At 64.8% G+C, this 18,998-nt stretch carries 15 protein-coding genes; 8 read left to right on the top strand and 7 right to left on the bottom strand.

Annotation, left to right across the window (positions count from 1 at the left end; translation table 11 throughout):
* Positions 1-18: 18 nt before the first annotated feature.
* On the bottom strand, positions 19-1,350 hold the full coding sequence (locus NTCA1_RS03280; protein WP_236549071.1) for an MFS transporter: 1,332 nt from the start codon (positions 1,348-1,350) through the stop codon (positions 19-21).
* Positions 1,351-1,702: 352 nt separating this feature from the next.
* Between NTCA1_RS03280 and NTCA1_RS03275 the strand changes: the two genes are divergently transcribed.
* The 6 genes from NTCA1_RS03275 to maiA are packed head-to-tail and all read left to right on the top strand — an operon-like array spanning position 1,703 to position 9,542.
* Complete coding sequence (locus NTCA1_RS03275; RefSeq protein ID WP_159828186.1) at positions 1,703-4,084, top strand: TonB-dependent receptor; 2,382 nt, start codon at positions 1,703-1,705, stop codon at positions 4,082-4,084.
* 53 nt (positions 4,085-4,137) lie between these two features.
* Complete coding sequence (locus tag NTCA1_RS03270) at positions 4,138-5,484, top strand: sulfatase (protein ID WP_236549070.1); 1,347 nt, start codon at positions 4,138-4,140, stop codon at positions 5,482-5,484.
* On the top strand, positions 5,477-7,159 hold the full coding sequence (locus NTCA1_RS03265) for a glycoside hydrolase family 3 protein (protein WP_159828185.1): 1,683 nt from the start codon (positions 5,477-5,479) through the stop codon (positions 7,157-7,159). The genes NTCA1_RS03270 and NTCA1_RS03265 overlap by 8 nt, the downstream gene beginning before the upstream one ends.
* Positions 7,160-7,166: 7 nt before the next feature.
* Positions 7,167-8,216 carry a gentisate 1,2-dioxygenase gene (gene gtdA / locus NTCA1_RS03260; RefSeq protein WP_159828183.1) on the top strand — a complete coding sequence of 350 codons (1,050 nt, stop codon included), beginning with the start codon at positions 7,167-7,169 and terminating at the stop codon, positions 8,214-8,216.
* Complete coding sequence (locus NTCA1_RS03255; protein ID WP_086491001.1) at positions 8,213-8,911, top strand: fumarylacetoacetate hydrolase family protein; 699 nt, start codon at positions 8,213-8,215, stop codon at positions 8,909-8,911. Before gtdA ends, NTCA1_RS03255 begins: the two co-directional genes overlap by 4 nt.
* Positions 8,904-9,542 (top strand): maleylacetoacetate isomerase, encoded by a 639-nt coding sequence (maiA, locus tag NTCA1_RS03250; protein ID WP_086491002.1) that lies wholly within the window; start codon positions 8,904-8,906, stop codon positions 9,540-9,542. The genes NTCA1_RS03255 and maiA overlap by 8 nt, the downstream gene beginning before the upstream one ends.
* Positions 9,543-9,622: 80 nt before the next feature.
* Here the strand turns inward: maiA and NTCA1_RS03245 are convergent, their stop codons facing one another.
* Positions 9,623-10,687, bottom strand: coding sequence for a LacI family DNA-binding transcriptional regulator (locus NTCA1_RS03245; protein ID WP_236549069.1), 1,065 nt, complete (start codon positions 10,685-10,687; stop codon positions 9,623-9,625).
* Positions 10,688-10,878: 191 nt separating this feature from the next.
* Here NTCA1_RS03245 and NTCA1_RS03240 point away from each other — a divergent pair, with 191 nt between their 5' ends.
* Positions 10,879-12,252, top strand: coding sequence for an MFS transporter (locus NTCA1_RS03240; protein WP_236549068.1), 1,374 nt, complete (start codon positions 10,879-10,881; stop codon positions 12,250-12,252).
* A gap of 312 nt (positions 12,253-12,564) precedes the next feature.
* A complete protein-coding gene (locus NTCA1_RS03235; RefSeq protein WP_236549067.1) occupies positions 12,565-14,730 on the top strand; it encodes a glycoside hydrolase family 3 N-terminal domain-containing protein in 2,166 nt (721 codons plus the stop codon).
* Positions 14,731-14,803: 73 nt separating this feature from the next.
* On the opposite strand, the gene NTCA1_RS03230 is transcribed toward NTCA1_RS03235, so the two are convergent.
* From NTCA1_RS03230 to NTCA1_RS03210, 5 genes are all read right to left on the bottom strand, one after another.
* Entirely contained in the window at positions 14,804-15,568 is a 765-nt protein-coding gene (locus NTCA1_RS03230) for an energy transducer TonB (RefSeq protein ID WP_159828181.1), read from the bottom strand.
* On the bottom strand, positions 15,565-16,008 hold the full coding sequence (locus tag NTCA1_RS03225) for a YbaN family protein (protein ID WP_159828179.1): 444 nt from the start codon (positions 16,006-16,008) through the stop codon (positions 15,565-15,567). The genes NTCA1_RS03230 and NTCA1_RS03225 overlap by 4 nt, the downstream gene beginning before the upstream one ends.
* Positions 15,992-16,600, bottom strand: a complete 609-nt coding sequence (locus NTCA1_RS03220) for a biliverdin-producing heme oxygenase (protein WP_236549066.1) — start codon at positions 16,598-16,600, stop codon at positions 15,992-15,994. Before NTCA1_RS03220 ends, NTCA1_RS03225 begins: the two co-directional genes overlap by 17 nt.
* A 25-nt stretch (positions 16,601-16,625) precedes the next feature.
* A complete protein-coding gene (locus tag NTCA1_RS03215) occupies positions 16,626-18,125 on the bottom strand; it encodes a porin family protein (RefSeq protein ID WP_236549065.1) in 1,500 nt (499 codons plus the stop codon).
* Positions 18,126-18,194: 69 nt separating this feature from the next.
* Positions 18,195-18,971 carry a Slam-dependent surface lipoprotein gene (locus tag NTCA1_RS03210; protein ID WP_236549064.1) on the bottom strand — a complete coding sequence of 259 codons (777 nt, stop codon included), beginning with the start codon at positions 18,969-18,971 and terminating at the stop codon, positions 18,195-18,197.
* Between the last annotated feature and the right edge of the window lie 27 nt (positions 18,972-18,998).

Genomic DNA, 18,998 nt, shown 5'->3' with positions numbered 1-18,998 from the left:
ATATGCGTGAAAGCAGTCTCAGTTCTTGCCGGCAATGGCACGGCCGTAACCCCTCAGGCCCAGCAGCAGCGCAGCCACCGACAGCGGCGAGGCCACGGCGCAGACGATGGTGATGGCATTGGGCAGGGCGGCGGGATCGCCGTACCAGTAGTCGGTGACCAGCGCGATCGCGAAGGGGCCGCCGGCGGCGCCGATCAGGTTCACCATCAGCATGTAGCCGGCCGATATCGATGCACGCATCCGGTTGGGCGTGATCTCCTGAAGCGCGGCCAGGCCGCCGCCGAAATTGAACCCGGCCAGGAAGTTCATCGCCCCGATCAGCGTCAGCGCCAGCGACGCCTCGGCAGCCTGCGGGAAGAGCGTGGTGACCGGGATCAGTGCCGAGAAACCGAACAAGGCGACCATAAGGTTGGCGCGTTCGACCCCGCGGCGGCGCAGCGCGGCGGCCGCGAAGCCACCTGCCAGCGTGCCGCTCACGCCGCACACTGCGGTTATGGTACCATAGATCCCGCCGATTTCAGCAGTCGTCAGGCCGTACTTTCGTTCGAGGAAGGCGGGGATCCAGGCGCCGGTGGCATTACCGACCAGGATCATCAGCGCAAAGCCGCAGCTGATGCCCAGATAGGCCTGCCAGTGGCGAGCGATATGGGCGGCCAGTTCGGAGAACGGCGGGCTGGCCGCAGCGGCGGTGCCGTTGAGGCCCATGCGGGCGGGCTCGCGTACCAGCAGCATGGCGCCGGAGAGCACGATGCCGGGGATGCCGAGCATCAGGAAAACCAGATGCCAGCCTTTCACCGCGCCGATCACCGGCAGCAGGACCACGCTGCCCGGCGGAACGACGCTTGCGAGAAAGCCGCCGAGCAGGAGAGCGGCGGCCCCGCCGACGTAGATACCCATCTGGTAGACGCCCATGGCGGCGGCCAGGCGTTCCTTGGGGAAGTAGTCGGCCAGGATCGAATAGGCGGCGGGGCTGAGGCCGCCTTCACCGGCGCCGACGCCGATCCGCGCCACGAACAGCGTGCCGAAGCTGCGAGCAAGGCCGCAGAGGACCGTGGCGATGCTCCAGATGAAGACGGCACCGGCCACGATGTTGCGGCGGTTGGCGCGGTCCGCCAGCCGCGCTACCGGAATTCCAACCAGTACGTAGAACATCGTGAAACTGAGGCCGTAGAGCAGGCTCATCGCCGTGTCGGAGGTCTGCAGATCTTCCTTGATCGGCTGGACGAGGAGGGCAAGTGCCTGTCGGTCCACGAAGGCCAGGGTGTTCGCCACTGCCAGCATTCCGGCAGCGAACCACGCCCTTTTCGGCGAAGGCCACTGACGACCATCGCTCTCGCACTGTTCCCTCACGATCCCCTCCATTTGATGTGGTCCGCATTATTTCTGCGGCCGATATTTAACGCTAAAACAGCAAGAGTAGACCTCGATGTCAATCGGGTTTTTCAGGCGCGTCAGTTGCAGCTGTGGCGCGGAGGACACGCCCAGCAGTTCTTCGTTAGTGCCATTGGACGGCAACATGAGGAAATGTGCCGTTTTCGCGGCAGTCACAAGCAGAGCGGCAATATTAGCGGTAAAATAAATCGTTGACAGGTCCGCCCAGCGTGGAGTTTAGCGTTACATGAATCAGGTGATTCGAACCCGGTGCGGACTTCCAGGAGAATTGGACGTCAAAGATGCCGGGAGCCCAAGTGGAGGGGAAAACATGTCTCTGAAAACCATTCTCGGTGCGTCTACCGTTTCCGTTACCGCGCTCGGCGTCGCGCTTCTCTGGACCGCACCGGCCATGGCGCAGGATGCAGTCGCGCCCGACGGCACCATGCCCGGCGATATCGTCGTTACCGCGCAGAAGCGCGCCGAGCGCCTTCAGGATGTTCCGCTGGCGGTCACCGCCGTGAGCGCGGACGCGCTGGCCGCCCGCCAGATCAACGATACGACCTCGCTCGTTACCGCCATCCCCTCGCTCTCGTTCCAGCAGGGCGCCAATCCTACCAATACCAGCTTCCGCATTCGCGGCGTCGGCACCGCGCTGTTCGGCCAGGGCGTTGAATCCTCGGTTTCGGTGGTCGTCGATGGCGTCGTCGCGGTGCGTTCGGCCCAGGGCTTTTCGGAACTGGCCGACATCGAGCGCATCGAAGTGCTGCGCGGCCCGCAGGGCACGCTGTTCGGCAAGAACGCTTCCGCCGGCGTCATCAGCGTGACGACCGCGCGCCCTTCCGACACGTTCGAGGGCAAGGGCGAAATCACGATCGCCGAGCATAACGAATACCGCGCGCGGGGGACCGTCTCCGGCCCGATCACCGATACCCTGCGGGCCCGCGTCTCGGGCTTCTACAGCGATGTCCAGGGCGTGACCCGCAACATCGGCACCGACAAGTGGGTGAATGGCTCGAAGAGCTGGGGCGTGCGCGGGAAGTTGGAGTGGGAAGCCACGCCCAACCTGACGTTCCTGCTGGCCGGGGAATACAAGAAGACCGATGCGGACTGCTGCGCCTCGACGCTGATCTCCATCGTCAACCCGGTGCTCCAGCAAGTCGTCGGCCCGATCGACGCCAGCCGCAAGAACCGCACGATCAACGAAGACACCGACACTTACGCCAACAGCAAGTCGCAGACTTACTCGCTACAGGCGGACTGGGACCTCGGCGCTGCCTCGATCACCTCGATCACGGCCTACCAGAAGTACGATCTGGAAGTGAACCAGCCGATCGACCGCATCAATGCCACTTCGCCGCTCTACTTGGGCAGTGCCGCCTTCGCGCCTTATACTTTCTGGAACCAGAATCACGGCATCGTCGATCTGAGCGCTTGGTCGCAGGAACTGCGCATTGCCAATAACGGCAAGTCGGACCTGAACTACGTCGTTGGTGCCTTCTACATGCACAGCGACATCCTGCGGCCCTTCGACCGCCGCCGGGCCCGCTGCACCACCGGCATCGTCGGCCAGCCTTGCGCTCTCACCAACATCGTGTGGCAGTCTGCCCAAAGCCGCATTCGCCTGAAGCAGGACAGCATCGCCGCGTTCGGCCAGGCGGACTATGGCATCGTCGGCGGGCTCCGCGCGATCGGCGGCATTCGCGTGCAATACGAGAAGGGCACCAATAGCGGCACCCGCACTGCGCCGATCGTCGCCGGAGATAACGTGTTCCCCGGCAATGCCAGCACCAGCGGCAGCTTCTCGGCCCACGACACCGCCGTTACCGGCAAGGCCGGTTTGCAGTACGAATTCAGCCGCAATGCACAGGTCTATGCGACATACACGCGTGGCTACAAGGGCCTGGGGTACGAGATGGAAATCTCGGCCGATCTCGCCAACCAGAATGCAATCCAGCCCGAGCACGTCAATGCCTATGAAATCGGCTTCAAGGGCAGCACGGCGGATCGCACGCTGACCTTCTCGGCCGCGCTGTTCCAGGCGGATTATTCGAACCTTCAGGTCCAGGCCAACCGTTCCGACCCGACCACCGGCGTCATCCAGTTCGTCACCACCAATGCCGGTTCCTCGCGCAGCCGGGGCTTCGAGATCGAAGCGACCATGCGTCCGTCGGACTCGTTCTCGGTCAACGCGGGCGTCACGTACGCGCAGTCGCGCATCAACATCGATGGCCTGAACTGCCCATTGCAGCTGCAAGCCGCCGCGCCGGTGATGACCGGTACGCCGATCAACATGTGCTACCGCACGGCCCCCGGTGCGACGCCGCAGCAGAACCTGCGCAATCGTCCGCTCCAGGCAAGCCCCGACTGGCGCGTTACCCTGTCGCCGCGCTATGATTACGAAGGCGACAAGTTCAGCGCCTTCGCACAACTGGGCGTGAACTTCACCAGCGCGCAGTACTTCACGTCGGAGCTGGACCCGCTGACCCGCCAGCCGTCCTACACGCTGGTAGATGCCACGGTCGGCGTCGCCACGCCCGACAAGCGCTACAGCCTTTCGGTCTTCGTGAAGAACCTGTTCGACACCAACTACCTGACCAGCATCGGCCACAACTCGCTGATGTCCACCACGGCCAATCCCTACGATCTGGTCGGAACCTACAACAAGGACTCCAGCCGCTACTTCGGTGCGACCTTCGGCGCCCGTTTCTGAGACCCACCTTGGGCCGGGCGTTATCGCCCGGCCGCTTCTTGAAGGATCGTTCCTTGGACCGACGCAAGTTTCTGGCATCGAGCGCCGTAGCGGCCGCAGCCTGTTCGGCCCCTGCCGCCATGGCTGCGGAAAGGCGCCGCCCGCGCAACGTCGTCGTGATCCTCTGCGACGATCTGGGCTATGGCGATCTGGGAATGACCGGCGCTCGCGGTATCGCCACGCCGAACATCGATGCCATGGCGCGTGAGGGGCTGACCTTCTCCCAGTTCTATGCCGCCGCCAACTTGTGTACGCCATCGCGCGCAGGACTGCTCACCGGCCGCTATCCCGTACGAACCGGGCTGGGCGACAAGGTCATCCTCTACAACGACGACCGTGTCCTGCCGCAGTCCGAAGTGACCATTGCCGAAGCCCTGAAGCCCGCCGGTTATGCGACCGGCCTGTTCGGCAAGTGGCACCTGGGCCATCGCGGACCGGACTGGCTGCCCACCCGCCACGGTTTCGACCGCTTCGTGGGCATCCCCTATAGCCATGACATGAGCCCGCTGGTCCTCGTGCGTGCAGAGGCGGGGAAAGAGGCCGTCCAGACTCCCACCGAAATCACGCCGCTCCAGCAGATCTTCTGCGAGGAGGCGGAGAAGTTCATCACCGAGAACGCCGCGCGGCCGTTTTTCGTGGAACTGGCGCTGAGTGCGCCGCACTTGCCCTGCCATCCGCCTGCGCCCTTCGCCGGTCGCTCGAACGCAGGGGCCTATGGCGATTCCGTCGAAGAGGTGGACGACAAGGTCGGTCGTATCCTGGCACTGCTCCGCAAGCTCAAGATCGAGCGGGACACGCTGGTGCTCTTCACTTCCGACAACGGGCCCTGGTACGAAGGTTCCAGCGGCCCCCTGCGCCAACGCAAGGGCGGCGGCGGTTACGACGGCGCCAGCAAGGTGCCGCTGATCGCCTGGTGTCCCGGCTCCATCTCCGCATCCGGCCACAGCGATGCGATCGCCATGGCCATAGACTTTCTCCCCACCTGCTGCGCCTTGGCCGGTGTCGCTCTTCCTGCTGCGGAACTGGACGGCAAGGACATTTCGCCCGTCCTGTTCGGCGGCGCGCAGCAGTCTCCCCACGAGGAACTCGTCCTGTTCAATAATGAAGACCCGGTGGCGATCCGCACGCAGCGCTGGAAATATGTTTCCGGCGACTATTTCCTGGCCGGTTTCAGGCCCACGGATCCCAAGTACCCCCAACTCTACGATCTCAGCGCCGATGGCTCGGAGAACTACAGCGTGGCCGACCGGCACCCGGAAGTGCTGGACGATATGCGCCGCCGCCTCGCTGCCGCCCGCGCCCGCTTTGCCCCTTTCAAGCGCGGCCCCGTGGCCGTGACTTCGGGAACCATTCATGACTGATACCGATACCGTCGACCCCCTCGCCATCGATGCCCAGGCCCAGGCCTGGGTTGAGCGCACCCGAGATGCGATGAGCACCGAGGAGAAGGTCGGCCAGCTCTTCGTCTTCTCCACCTCGCAGGACAGCCGCGAGGAACTGGCCCCGCTGCTGGCGCTGAAGCCGGGCGGCATCAACCGCTTTCCCCGGCCGGACCTCGCGGCCTTCCGCGATGCGACGATGTTCGCGGTGGAAAGCGCCAGCGTGCCGCCGATCTTCACCGGCGACATCGAGGGCGGCACCATCAGCTATCCCTTCGCCACTGCCGTACCCAATATCATGGGCCTGGCCGCTTGCGACGATCTCGCCACGACAGAGTCCATCGCCCGTCTTGTCGCGCGCGAGAGCAGAGTGCTCGGCTACGACTGGTCGTTCGGGCCGGTGGTGGACATCAACGAGGCGTTCCGCAGCGCTATCGTGGGCACGCGTTCCTTCGGATCGGATCCCGAGCGCGTATTGGCGCAGGCCCGTGCCTATGCCCGTGTCCTTCAGGAAGAGGGCGTGGCCGCCTGCCTCAAGCACTGGCCGGGCGACGGTTTCGACGAGCGCGACCAGCACCTCGTCACCAGTGTCAACCCGCTCTCGGTGGAGGAGTGGCATGCGCTCTACGGCCGCATCTACGGAACGCTGATCCGGGACGGGGTGATGACGGTGATGTCCGCGCATATCGCCTTTCCCGCCTATATTCGCTCGCGCATGCCGGATGCCGGCCGCGAGGCGTTCCAGCCCGCCACCGTCTCGCGGCTGCTCAACCACGACCTGCTGCGCGGCGAGCTGGGCTTCAAGGGCCTGATCATCTCCGACGCTACCGGCATGGGCGGACTGACGGGCTGGATGGAGCGCGCCGAGACGGTGCCGACCGTGATCGAGAACGGCTGCGACATCTTCCTGTTCAGCCGCGCGCCGGAACGGGACTACGGCTTCATGCTGGACGGCCTGCGCAAGGGCCTCCTCTCCGAAGCGCGGCTGGAGGAAGCGGTCACGCGCATCCTCACGCTCAAGGCGCGGCTGGGGCTGCACTTGCGCGAGCCTTCTGAGCGGCTGATGCCGCTTGCCGAGATGCAGGAGGCGCTTCAGGCCTCCGCAGACCTCGAAACGGCCCGTGCCGCGTCCGGGCAGAGCGTCACCCTGGTCAAGGACGTTCAGGACCTGCTGCCGCTCGATCCGGCGAAGCACCGCCGGGTCGTGGTGATCGAGGAGGAAGGCTTCAGTTTCTGGGACGGCTCGCTCGATCGCGGCTACGGCCCTGTGTTTGCCGAGCTGGAACAGCGCGGTTTCGAGGTGCGCAGGTTCGATCCCGAGACGATGCCCACGCGTGAGGATACCGACCTCGTCCTCTATCTGGTCGGTCAGGAGGCCACGCCCAGCGCCTCGCGCATCTTCCTCGATTTCGCGAAGCTGCACGGCAACAACCGCAAGGCGATGACGCAGTATTCGCGCGAAATCCCGACGCTGATGGTCTCCTTCGGCCAGCCCTATTACCTGTTCGATGCGCCGCACATGCAGACCAGCGTGAACGCCTATAGTTCGATCGAGCCGGTGCAGCGTGAGACGGTCCGCCGCCTGACGGGAGAGGTGCCGTTCACCGGCGTCAGCCCGGTCGATCCGTTCTGCGGCCTCGAACAGCTGAAGTGGTGAGGGCGACATGACCGAAGGCGCCAACGACCAGCGATCGCAGCTTGAAGCGCTCTATGCCGCAATGGCGCCGCAAGGGCTTCAGCCCTTGTGGGAAAGCCTTCACGCGCTGGTGCTGACCGAGCCGCGCTCTCCCGCCCGTCCATGGCGGTGGGACTACGAGGAGACGCGCGCCTTCCTGATGCGGGCCGGCGACATCATCAGCGCCGAACAGGCCGAGCGCCGGGTGCTGGTCATGGAGAATCCCGGCCTGACGGGTCAGGCGGCGATCACGCCCAGCCTCTATGCGGGGCTCCAGCTTATCCTGCCCGGCGAAGTGGCGCCTTGCCACCGCCACGCGCAGAACGCGCTGCGCTTCGTGATGGAGGGAAGGGGCGCCTTTACCGCGCTCGACGGCGAAAAGGCGGTGATGGAGCAGTTCGATCTGGTGCTGACGCCGGCCTATCAGTGGCACGATCACGGCAATGCAGGCGATGCCCCGATGATCTGGCTGGACGGCCTGGACATTCCGACCGTGCGCCTGTTCGATGCCAGCTTTGCGGAGCGCCTCGGCTCCGCGGCCCATCCCGAGACGGCGGCGCCCGGCGACACTTTGGCGCGCTACGGCCACAACATGCGCCCGATGCGCGGCAGCACGGCGGACCGGCGACCGGCAGGACGGCCGCTGTTCCACTATCCTTATGCCGACTGGCGGCCCGCGCTCCAGTCGCTGGCGACCGGGGGCGAGATCGACCCGCACTTCGGCCACGCCCTTGAGTTCACCAACCCCGCAGACGGCGGCCCGGTGCTTTCCACCATTTCGGCCCATGTCCGGCTGCTGCCCGCCGGTTTCGAGAGCCGCACCCGGCAGGCGACGGACGGCACCGTCTTCGTCGTCTGCGAAGGCGCGGGCGAATTGCGGCTGGGCGAGGAAACCATCGCGCTGAAGCCCAGGGACGTCGTGGTGGTGCCCTCCTGGGTGCCGCATCGCTTCCTCGCGGCGTCCGAGCTGGTCCTGTTCGCCTATTCCGACAAGGCTTCGCAAGTGAAGCTCGATCTCTACCGGGAGTTCAACCATTGACCTATCTGTTCGACCCGCTGCCGCCCGTCCTTGCGAAGACCAGCGACGGTCACGACTATCCGGTCCGCCGGGTGTTCTGCATCGGCCGCAACTATGCCGACCACGCCAAGGAAATGGGCGTCGAGGTTGACCGCGAGGCGCCGTTCTACTTCACCAAATGGGCAGAGACCGTGATCCCCAGCGGGTCGGTCATGGCTTACCCACCGTCGACGGCAAACTTCCATTACGAGGCCGAACTGGTCGTCGCGATCGGCAAGGGCGGGCGCGCCATCGCCGCGGCCGATGCCCTGGACCACGTCTACGGCTATGCCACCGGGCTCGACATGACCCGCCGCGACCTCCAGCTGGAAGCGCGGGCCAAGGGCCGCCCCTGGGACGCGGGCAAGAACGTGGAGGAATCCTCTCCGCTCGGCCTGATCCATCCGATTGCTGAAACCGGCCCGCTGAACGAGGGCACGATCCGCCTTACGGTGAATGGCGAAGTCAAGCAGGAGGCAGACCTTGCCGAGCTGATCCACCCGGTAGCGGACCTTATCGCCTTCCTCTCGAACGCCTACCGCCTGGAACCGGGCGACCTGATTTACACCGGCACCCCGGCCGGTGTGGGTGCGGTAGTCCCGGGCGACAAGATCGTCATCTCGGTTGCGGGCCTCAGCGATACCGTGGTGACGGTAGGGCTGCCCGCCGGTGCGTGAGCAGCCGGTTCTCCATACCTTCTGGCGTTCCTCGTCCTCCTGGCGCGTGCGCATAGCGCTCGCGCTCAAGGGGATGGACTGGAGTGGGCGTACCTACCGGCTACGCGCCGGCGAGCAGCGGGCGCCGGAATACCTCCGGCTGAACCCGCAGGGCCTCGTACCCAGCCTGGAGATCGACGGTACGGTGCTGACCCAGAGCCTCGCCATCTGCGAATATCTCGACGAGATCCGACCCGATCCGCCGCTGCTTCCTGCAGATCCGCTGGCGCGGGCGAAAGTCCGTGCCGCCGCCCAGTTGATCGCCTGCGAAGTGCATCCGCTCCAGAATCTCAAGGTGCTGGACATGCTGCGCGCACGCGGTCTGAACGAGGAAGGCGTGACGGACTGGGCGCGCGAAGTGATCGAAACCGGTCTCGAAGCCTTCTCCGCGACGATCGCGGGGAATGAAGGCCCTTATTGCTTCGGTGCTCAGGTCACGCTGGCAGACATCTGCCTGGTGCCTCAACTCGGCAATGCGCGGCGGTTCGGCGCAAGGTTCGATTTCCCGCGCATCGCGGAAGTGGCGGCGGCCTGTAACGCTCTGCAGGCCTTCCAGGTTGCCGTTCCGTCCCGCCAACCGGACGCCGAGTAAGATGACAACTGCAGGCAACCGCTCGACCTTCTCCTCCCGAGCCGGTTGCCGGGCGGCGGCGGATGCAAGTCCGCCGCCGCCTACTCTTTCAGCGGCACGCAGCCGACCGAATTGCGTTCGATCACGGTAAAGTCCACGTAGCTGGCTTCGACCACGGCACTTTTTCCGCCTTCCTCGCGAAGGATGGTCACAAGGCGTTCGGTCGCCTTTTCGGCAATGAGCGCGAGCGGCTGGCGCACGGTCGTAAGAGCAGGCCAGATCTTCACGGCGATCGGCGTATCGTCGAAGCCGATGATCGAAACGTCGCCGGGCACGGAGAGGTTGTTGCGCAAAGCCACGTTCACGAAAGCCGCGGCCATATCGTCGTTGCCGGCAATCACGGCGGTGACGCGGCGGTCCTCGATAAGCACCCGCTGCGCCAGGTCGAGCCCGGCATCGAACGTCGGGCGCGCTTCCCATACCAGGCTCATGTCGGGAATGACGCCCTGCTCGCCAAGTGCCCGAAGGTAGCCGCGCAGTCGGGAAACGGCGACCAGTGCGCCGGGCAGGGTCACGAAACCGATGCGGCGGTGGCCCTTTTCCAGCAGGATACGCGTGACTTCGTAGGCGGCCTGTTCGTCGTCGATCCGCACGCAGTCCATGTTGCGCAGGTCGCCGCCGGGAGCGAGGGCGATCATCGCCGTATCGTGGCGTTCCGGTATGCCGGCGGCGCTCACCATTTCGCAAAGCGGAGGCGGCAATAGCAGTCCGTCCAGTCCGCTTTTGAGAAAGGCTTCGACCCCTCCGACCGGATCGCCCGGATCATAGCTGTTGATGATGAGCTGCGCGCCTAACCGCGATGCGGCCTTGAGCGAGCCCACCAGAATGGCACTGAGCAGGGCGCTTTCGGCATCGCTGTGAACCAGCCCGATCCGCAGCGTCGCGGCGCTGGCCAGGGCGCGCGCGGCGCTGTTCGGTGTGTAGTTGAGCGCCTTCACCGCCTTGAGCACGGCGTCACGCGTGTCGGCGTGGACGACGGGCCGATTGTTCAGCACGTTGGAAACCGTCATCGTCGATACGCCCGCCAGCTCGGCCACTTCGGCGATCGTGGGGCCGCCGCCGCCGCGCCGTCGTTTGCGAGTGGTGGTGTCGCTTGTCATAGTCATCCCGTCATAGGTTCCGGCTGCGAATTGGCAAGAATGAGACCGGCGACCGCCTGTCCGGGAAGGACATTGACAATCCGAAGCATGGCAGTAATTGTAGCGCTAAATAAAAGCTTGTCCATGCCTTTCGGGTCGCACCAGGGGTGAAGCGGACGGCATCGCGTAGAACAAAAATCGTGCGGGGAGAGGGTAATATGCTGCGGATCGCTGAAGATGCCGCCTTGATGATGGAGCAAGATCGCGATTCGCGGGACTGGCCCCCGACCGGTCAGGCCTGGACCGCGGCGATATTGCTCATGCTGGCCTATACCCTGGCCTTCGTCGATCGCCAGGCGCTGGCACTGCTGGTCCAGCCGATCAAGGAGGATCTCGGCGCCTCCGATACGGCGATGAGCCTGCTCTACGGGCTGAGTTTCACCCTGTTCTACGTCATTGTCGGAATACCCGTGGCATGGTTGGCGGATCGGTCCAACCGGCGCAACATCATCGTCGTATCGATCTTCGTCTGGAGCCTGGCCACGGCGGCCTGCGGCATCGCCCGCAGTTACGGCGGCCTCTTCGCTGCCCGGGTCGCGGTCGGGACCGGGGAAGGGGGATTGAGCCCGGCCGCCCATTCGATCCTTTCCGACTACTTTCCCAAGGAACGTCTGGCGCTGGCCATGGGCGTCTACAACATGGGCGTGTATCTTGGCGGAGCGGGCGCGCTGATCCTTGGCGGTCTGATCGCCGGTGCGGTGCCGCCTTCCTCTGAAATTTCCGTGCCGATCCTTGGTTACATGAAAGGCTGGCACATCATCTTTCTTGCCCTCGGCATTCCGGGGGCTATGTTGTCGTTTGCCATGCTCCTGGTACGGGAACCCGCTCGCCGCGCAAGCGGCAGCCGGACAGCCGAGGAAGAAGGGGGCAAGGAAGCGGCCGCCGGTGTAGGGCAACTCTTCCGCCAACTGGCAACGCATGGACGGGCCTACTTCGGCATCATCCTGGGTTTCGCGCTCATGATTTTCGTGGGCAACGGTACAGGAGCATGGATACCCGCATTCCTCGAGCGATCCTATGGCATGTCGATTTCCCAGATCGGCTCGTCTTACGGCTGGATGGTATTCTTCTGCGGAACCAGCGGTGCGCTCTGCGGCGGCTTTGCCGGAAGCTGGCTTCAGAAGCGGGGCATTCCCAACGGCAACCTTCTGGCGGCGGTGGTCGGCTTCACGGCGCTGATCCCGCTGACGATCGGTTTTCCGCTGATGCCGACGGCGGCTCTGGCGCTCGCGGGAGTGGGCGGCATGAATTTCTTCGCAGGCTTCAACTTCGGCGGCGGCTTGGCCACGCTTCAGTCGCTGACCCCCAACCGCATGCGCGCGCAAGTCTCGGTGATCTACATGCTGGCGATCAATCTGATCGGCTCGACCCTGGGCCCGACTTCGGTGGCGCTGGTGACCGACCTCGTGTTCGCGGATCCGGCTCGCCTGGGAATTTCGATTTCGATCGTCTGCGCCGTGGCTTCACCGCTCGCGCTGGCGGCCCTTCTGTTCGGCATGTCCGGCCTGCCCCGCAAGGAATGTGCAGCATGACGCGTGCGGGTATGAAAGCTGGTGCTCCAGGTCGGTCATCATAGCGCGGTCGAAAGATCGTCCGGTGGCGCCCCTGCGATTTGCAGCTTCAAGATCGCCTTATCATCCGAGACCTCTTTTGCCCTGGCCTTGCATCGGCCAGGCCTATCACTTCCGGGAGCAGAGAATTTGCGAACTTCACGTTGCGCCCTGGCGCTTGCGCTCGTTGCAGCCGGTGTCACAACTCTCCCGTCGATAACATATTCTGCCGAAAGGAGAGCGTCGATGACAACCGCTGAAGCTGGGACCCGTGCCGACGAGCTTTTGGCGCGCATGACGCTGGAGGAGAAGGCGGGCCAACTCGTCCAGTACTTCGACTTCGGCGGTGCCACCGTCGCCGGTGCGGATACCACGGGGGTCGATCTTGAAACGGCTATCGCGAAGGGTGACGTGGGAGCGATGCTGTTCGTTACCGATCCTGCGCGGATCAACGAACTCCAGCGCATCGCCGTCACGAAGACGCGGCTGAAGATACCTCTGCTTTTCGGTTTCGATGTGATCCATGGGCTGCGGACGATCATGCCGGTGCCGATCGGTGTCGCCGCCTCGTGGGATCCCGATATTGCGGAGAAGGGGCAGGCGGTGGCGGCTGCCGAAGCCCGTGCGGTCGGCATTCATTGGACGTTTGCCCCCATGGTGGACATCACCCTGGATCCGCGCTGGGGGCGCATGGTCGAAGGCGCTGGAGAAGATCCTGTGCTCGGCTCCGCGATGGCCGCAGCGCAAGTGCGCGGCTTTCAGGGGAAAGCCATAGGGGAACCGGGCCATGTGATCGCCGGACCCAAGCATTTCGTCGGCTATGGCGCCTCGCTGGGTGGGCGGGACTACGACGAGGTGGACTTATCCGAAAACCAGCTGCGCAATACCTACCTGCCACCGTTCAAGGCCGCCATCGATGCCGGCGCAGGAAACATCATGAGCGCCTACATGGGGCTGAACGGCGTGCCGGCGGCAGCCAATCACTGGCTGCTGACGGAGATATTGCGCAAGGAATGGGGTTTCAAAGGCTTCGTGGTAAGCGATGCCAATGGCGTCAATTCGCTGGAGCCGCAAGGCATGGCCGTTGACCAGAAGCAGGCCGCTGTCCGTGCGCTGGAGGCGGGAATGGATCTGGCCATGTCGGTGCCCAGCGGTCCATCGCCGATGCTTGGGCTTGTCGATGCCGTTCGCAAGGGAGAACTGGACGAACAAGTGCTCGACGATGCGGTCCGCCGTTTGCTCGAAGCCAAGTTTCGGATGGGCTTGTTCGAAAATCCCTATGTCGATCCGGCAAAGGCCGCAAAGGTGCTCGAAGACCCGGAACATCGCCGCGTTGCCCGGCTGGCCGCCGAGCGTTCGGCGGTATTGCTGACGAACGATGCGGGTCTTTTGCCCCTGGATCGCAAGGCCCTGAAATCGATAGCCGTGCTGGGGCCTTTGGCCGCTTCGGGGCAGGATACGCTGGGACCCTGGGTCTTTCCGGCAAACGGTCCCAAGGCGATCAGCATATTGGAAGGGCTGCGCACCAAACTGGGTGATGGGGCTAAGGTCGAATACGCCACAGGCGTGGCATGGCCCACACGCAAGAACCGATCGTTTTTCGATGACATCAACAAGCCCGAGCCCCGCCTGCCCGTCGACGAGAAGGTCGAGTTCGCCAAGGCGCTCGATCTGGTAAAGTCCTCGGACGTCACGGTCATGGTGCTCGGTGAACCTCAGAACATGGAAGGGGAATCCGCTTCGCGATCCGATCTCTCGTTGCCTGGCGAGCAACAGAAATTGCTGGAAGCGGCGATCGCCACCGGCAAGCCGGTCGTCGTGGTCCTGATGGGCGTTCGGCCTTTCAACTTGGGAGATGCCCGGCCGGGTGCTCTGCTGGAGGCCTGGTATCCGGGCAGCGAGGGTGGCACCGCTGTAGCCAATCTTCTCGTGGGCGACGCCGTACCGGGAGGAAAGCTCCCTTTCAGTTGGATAGGCAGCGCGGCGCAGGCTCCTTATACCTATTCCTTCTTGCCCTCCCACCAGCCTGCGGGTGCGGATACGCGCTACTGGAATGAAGACAATAGCCCCACCTGGCCTTTCGGCTACGGTCTGAGCTACACCAGCTTCGCCTATGACGACGTGAAAGTCGATCGCGCCGCAATCAAGCGCGGGGAGGCAGTCACCGTTTCGTTTGTACTCAGGAACACCGGGGCGAGAGTGGGGGATGAAGTGGCACAACTCTACCTGCATCAGCGGACGGGCACCTCTTCACGCCCGGTGCGCCAGCTCAAGAAGTTTGCACGGGTTACGCTGAAGCCTGGAGAAAGCCGCCGGATGCAGTTCACGTTAAGTGCTGAAGACCTTCGATACTGGAGCGACGCCACGAAGAGCTGGATCCAGGATAGAAGTACCTTCGACATATGGGTAGGCGGGAACTCGCAAGCTCAAGCAACGACGCGCTTTGCCGTGGTGGAATGATCGAGGGTAAATAGGCTTAAGGTAATCGCTTAAGAAGATCATTTTATTTTGGAGAATTCGGCTGTTTAGTGATTTAATCGAGTTCAAATTGGATCGGTACGGTCAGCTCCACGGTGTCCGGCCGGCCGCTGGGAATCGCGGGTAGCGGTTGTGCGCGGCGGAGCGTGTCGAGTGCGGCCTGGTCCAGGGTGAAGAAGCCGGATTTTCGCACGATTGCGCTGGCAAGCACGGCGCCGCTGCGGTCCATGGTGAAACGGACTTGGACGACGCCTTGCTGACGCGCTGCACGGGCGCGGGGTGGGTAGCGGCGAAAGCGTTCCAGATGGGCGAGTACCGCTGCCTCCCAGTCGGGACGGGTTTCGCTGGACAGGCGCTCGGCTGTAGGGGCGGCGATGCTTTTGGGGGCGGTCGTTTGTGGCACCGGCGGGCCCGGATCTACCACATCGAGCGGCCTGGCGGTGACAGGCGGCGGGAATGCTGTCTGGCTGAGCACGATTGGCGGTGGCGGGATGTCCCGATCGGGCTGCGGTTCGCTGTCCTGTCGTTCCACCTGCACCGGACCCGGTGGCAATTCGCGGATTGGGTCGGCAGGTGCCGCGAGGGGACGAAACTCGACCACGAGCGGGCGAGAAGGGGGAGGGAGCATCGGCCTCACGGCCTGCCAGGTGAATAGCAAGGCGAATGCCGTCAGCCCGGCGATGGAGAACGTTCCCGATAGGCCCACGAGGCGGGAACTCCACGCCACCGGGGTTTCGCTGTAGCGCCCGCCGATATCGCTCACGGCAGCAAGGTCGGGCGCTTCCGGGCAGGTCGGTGCAAGAACAAGCTGTGGTTTCATGAACCTGCTTCCGGCTCGGCTTGCGGCTCCGGGCGTCTGACGAGCCAGAACGCCCAGAACAACATGAAGGCACCGATCGCGGCGGCGGTCAGCGGCCGGGGATGGACGTGGAGCCAGAACAGCGCGAAGCCCAGCGTCATGCCGATGCAGGCGGCGATCTTGGCATGGCGCGGCACCGCGCGCTCCCGCCGCCATGCCCGGAGACTGGGGCCGAAGCGGGGATGGTTCAGCAGCCATCCCTCCAGTCGCGGCGACGAGCGCGCGAAGCAGGGCAGGGCCAGCAGCATGAAGTCGGTAGTCGGCAGCAGCGGCACGAAGATGCCGACGAAACCCACCGCGACAAGCGTCAAGCCCAGCGCGAGCCAGGCACTTCGTGCGATGCGTCCGCGTTCCAGAAGGCCCGGTGCTTCCGCTTTCGTCACCTCAGGCGATGTGGGCATCGATATGGGCCTGGACGCGCGCAAATGCGGCAAGGGCGCCTTCTTCGGCTTTCGCCTCTTCGGCTTCGGAAAGCGGCACTGCGTCGAGCGCGGCGGTGAAAGCGCGCCAGTGCGGGGCCGGGCCCTCTTCGGGCGGGGCGAGATGGCGGGCGCCGAAGGTGTCGGTCAGCGCGAGTTTCTGCGCTCCCTTGCGCAGCAGCGCGGCACCCATGTTGGAACCCTCGGCAACATAGAGCCAGCCCAGCGCGGTGCCGAGATCGACAGGAGTGTCGAGCGTGAAGGCCGGGGCCTCGAAGGCGGGCAGGTCTAGGCCGAGGTCCTCCATGTCCGCGATCACGTGAGCCATTCGGCAGCGGCCGGCGAGATCGGGGAAGGCACCGCGCAGGCGGGTATCGGCATAGAGCGCCTCGACGTCGCGGTGGAACAGGTACTGGATGCGCAGGAATTGCCGATAGCCGCCCAGCGTGGCGAAGGAGGCCGCGGACATGATCGCGCGATCCACGCCTTCGTGGACGGGGCTGGTGGCAGCCTTGAGGCGCTTGGCCCGGCTTCGGATGCCGTTCTCGGTGGGATCGGTGATGGTCATGGTCATCATGGTCTCCTGTCGGTTGGTGATCTCAGAAAGAGCGGCTGAGGCGCAGGCTCGCGCTCGTTCGGCGGTAGGAAAAGAGCCAGTCGATAGTGCTCTCGACACGGGTGTGCTGGAGCACGAGTTCGGGAACGAGCCTTGCGAATTGCAATGCGGGGAAGCGGGCGATGGCGGTGGCGTTGTACTGGTCGTCGCGGCGGCGGGCGGCGAAGACTTCGTTGAAGGCGCGGGTGTCGCGGTGGCGCCAGGAGCCGATCACCAGCAGGCTGGCCGCCGTGCCGAACGTCTTGTTTACCCCCAGGCGCGCGCCCCACTGGCGATAGGCATCGACCTGCGCTGGCGCATCCTTGCTGGCGAAGTCCGGCCCGGCGAACAGGCTCCAGCCGGCGGAGGGGGCGTACCAGGCGGTCAGGCTCAGGTCGGTCAGCGCCCCGTCCTGAGAGCGGAACACGCGCTGGCGATAGCGGTAGTCACGGTAATTTGCTTCGATCCGCAGCAGGGTCCTTGGCGAGAGGACGTGCTGCCACAGGGCGTTGCCGCCCGGCGCTTCGTAGAGCAGCGCCGATCCGAACGTGCCGAGATCGAGCGATGGCGACAGCGTCAGGGTATCGCGCGCGGACTGGTATTGATAGCCGCTCCGCAGCATCAACGTGGACTGCGAATAGCTGTGATGCTGCGGGTAGATGTCTCCGAACAGCAGGGCGCTGGCCCGCAGTGCGTTGTGGCCCGAAAGCGGCAGGGTTCGGCCCAGGGTGCCTTCGAAATTGACGCCCATGGCCTGGATCGGATCGGGCACCTTGCGCTCGAACAGACAGGACCCGTCGAGGGCGGCCAGCAGGCAGGTATAGCTGGCAGAGGACTGGTTGAGGTTGCTGCTGTAACTTGGGCCGAGCGCGAAACTGCCCTGCCAGCCGCGTCTCTGTTTCAGGGCGCCGAGGAAGGCATCGACGGTGGCGAGAACCCCGCGCGTCTGGTCGCCCTGCGCGCTGAGCAGACGGCGGATATCTTCGAAGGCGCGCTTCGCCTCGCGGTCCTTGCGGTTCTCGAACAGCACGCGCGCCAGTTCCAGCCGGGCGGGCATGAAATCGGGGCTGAGCCTGAGCAGCGCGCGGTAATGGCGCTCGGCTTCGGCCAGCTTGCCGCCCTGGCGGGCCAGGGCACCCTCGGCACTGAGCACCAGCATCGCGTCGTGGTCCGCATAGCGGCGATAGGCGGCGAGGAAGCGGCGCACGTCGCGCCACTGCTTGCGCCCGATCGCGATGTAGAGCGCGCGGCCCATGTCGTCGACATTGTCGCCGACGGCGTAAGTGGTGCCGTCCACTTCCAGCGAGGTGGGCAAAGTGTCCCAGTCCTCGGCATCCTGCAGGCGCTCGCGTTCGGCCTTGCGCTGCTGCACGTCTGCCTGCTGGTCGAGGCGCAGGCGGGTGTCCTGATCGGTCGCGCTTTGCGCCGCTGCTTGGGCGGGCAGCAGCATGGCCGCTGCGCTGGCGCAGAGGAGGAGCCGAAAGGATGCGGGGTAAGGCGTCATGTCTCGTCCGAAAGACGGGGCGGACCGTTTGTGCCGGATTGGTCCAACCCCGCCTCCCTGTTCAGGCCGTTACTGCGAACCGCCGAACGCGGTGTCGTACTGGCGGCTGCCCGCGAACGTCGCGACGCCTGCCAGTGCCTGCGCGGCCGAGCCGAAGAACTGGCCGCTCACGTCGCCGCCAGATGCCAGCGTGGCGCTGGTCGCGGCGTTGGATGCCGTGGCGGTGCCAAGGCCGACGACCTGCGAGCCGACGATATCGGCAGTGCCGATGTCCACCTTCAGCGAGGCGTTCTGGATCGAGCCGGTGAGGGTGCCGGCGCCGAAGTTGGCGGTGAAGTTGCCGGTCAGCTGGGCGCCGCTGCCCGCGTAGTTGCTGATGCCCTTGACGGCATAAGTGGCGGTGCCGCTGGTCGGGACGCCGGCGTCCGCAGTGGCGCCGGTGCCACCGTAATAGACGGTGTGATCGCCTGCCGTGGCGCTGCCGGTCTGCGACCATTCGCCGTAGTAGACGTCCTGGGAACCGACCTTGGCATAGTCGAAGCGGCCGTACTTCGAATGGTCGGTGGTGGCCTGGGTCGTGTTGACGAAGCTGGTCACGCCGTTGGCATCGGTGCCGAGGATGCCCTGGAGGCCCTGGAAGTCGATGTACTGGGTGGGCAGCATGCTGGGCACGTTGATGCCCACGCGTCCCGGAACGTGGATCGAGCCTGCGGATACCGTGCTGACGCCGATCTTCACTTTGGTGGCATCGCTGGATTCACCGACGACCTGAGCATTGGCAGCGCCCGCCATGGCGCCGGAAATTGCAAGGGAGAGACCAAAAGCCTTGAGATGAGAAAATTTCATTCTACTTCTCCTGCGTGTTGGTGCGCC

The organism is Novosphingobium sp. TCA1, from assembly GCF_009811895.1.
Lineage (GTDB): Bacteria > Pseudomonadota > Alphaproteobacteria > Sphingomonadales > Sphingomonadaceae > Novosphingobium > Novosphingobium panipatense_A.
This window is presented reverse-complemented; position numbering and strand designations above follow the sequence as displayed.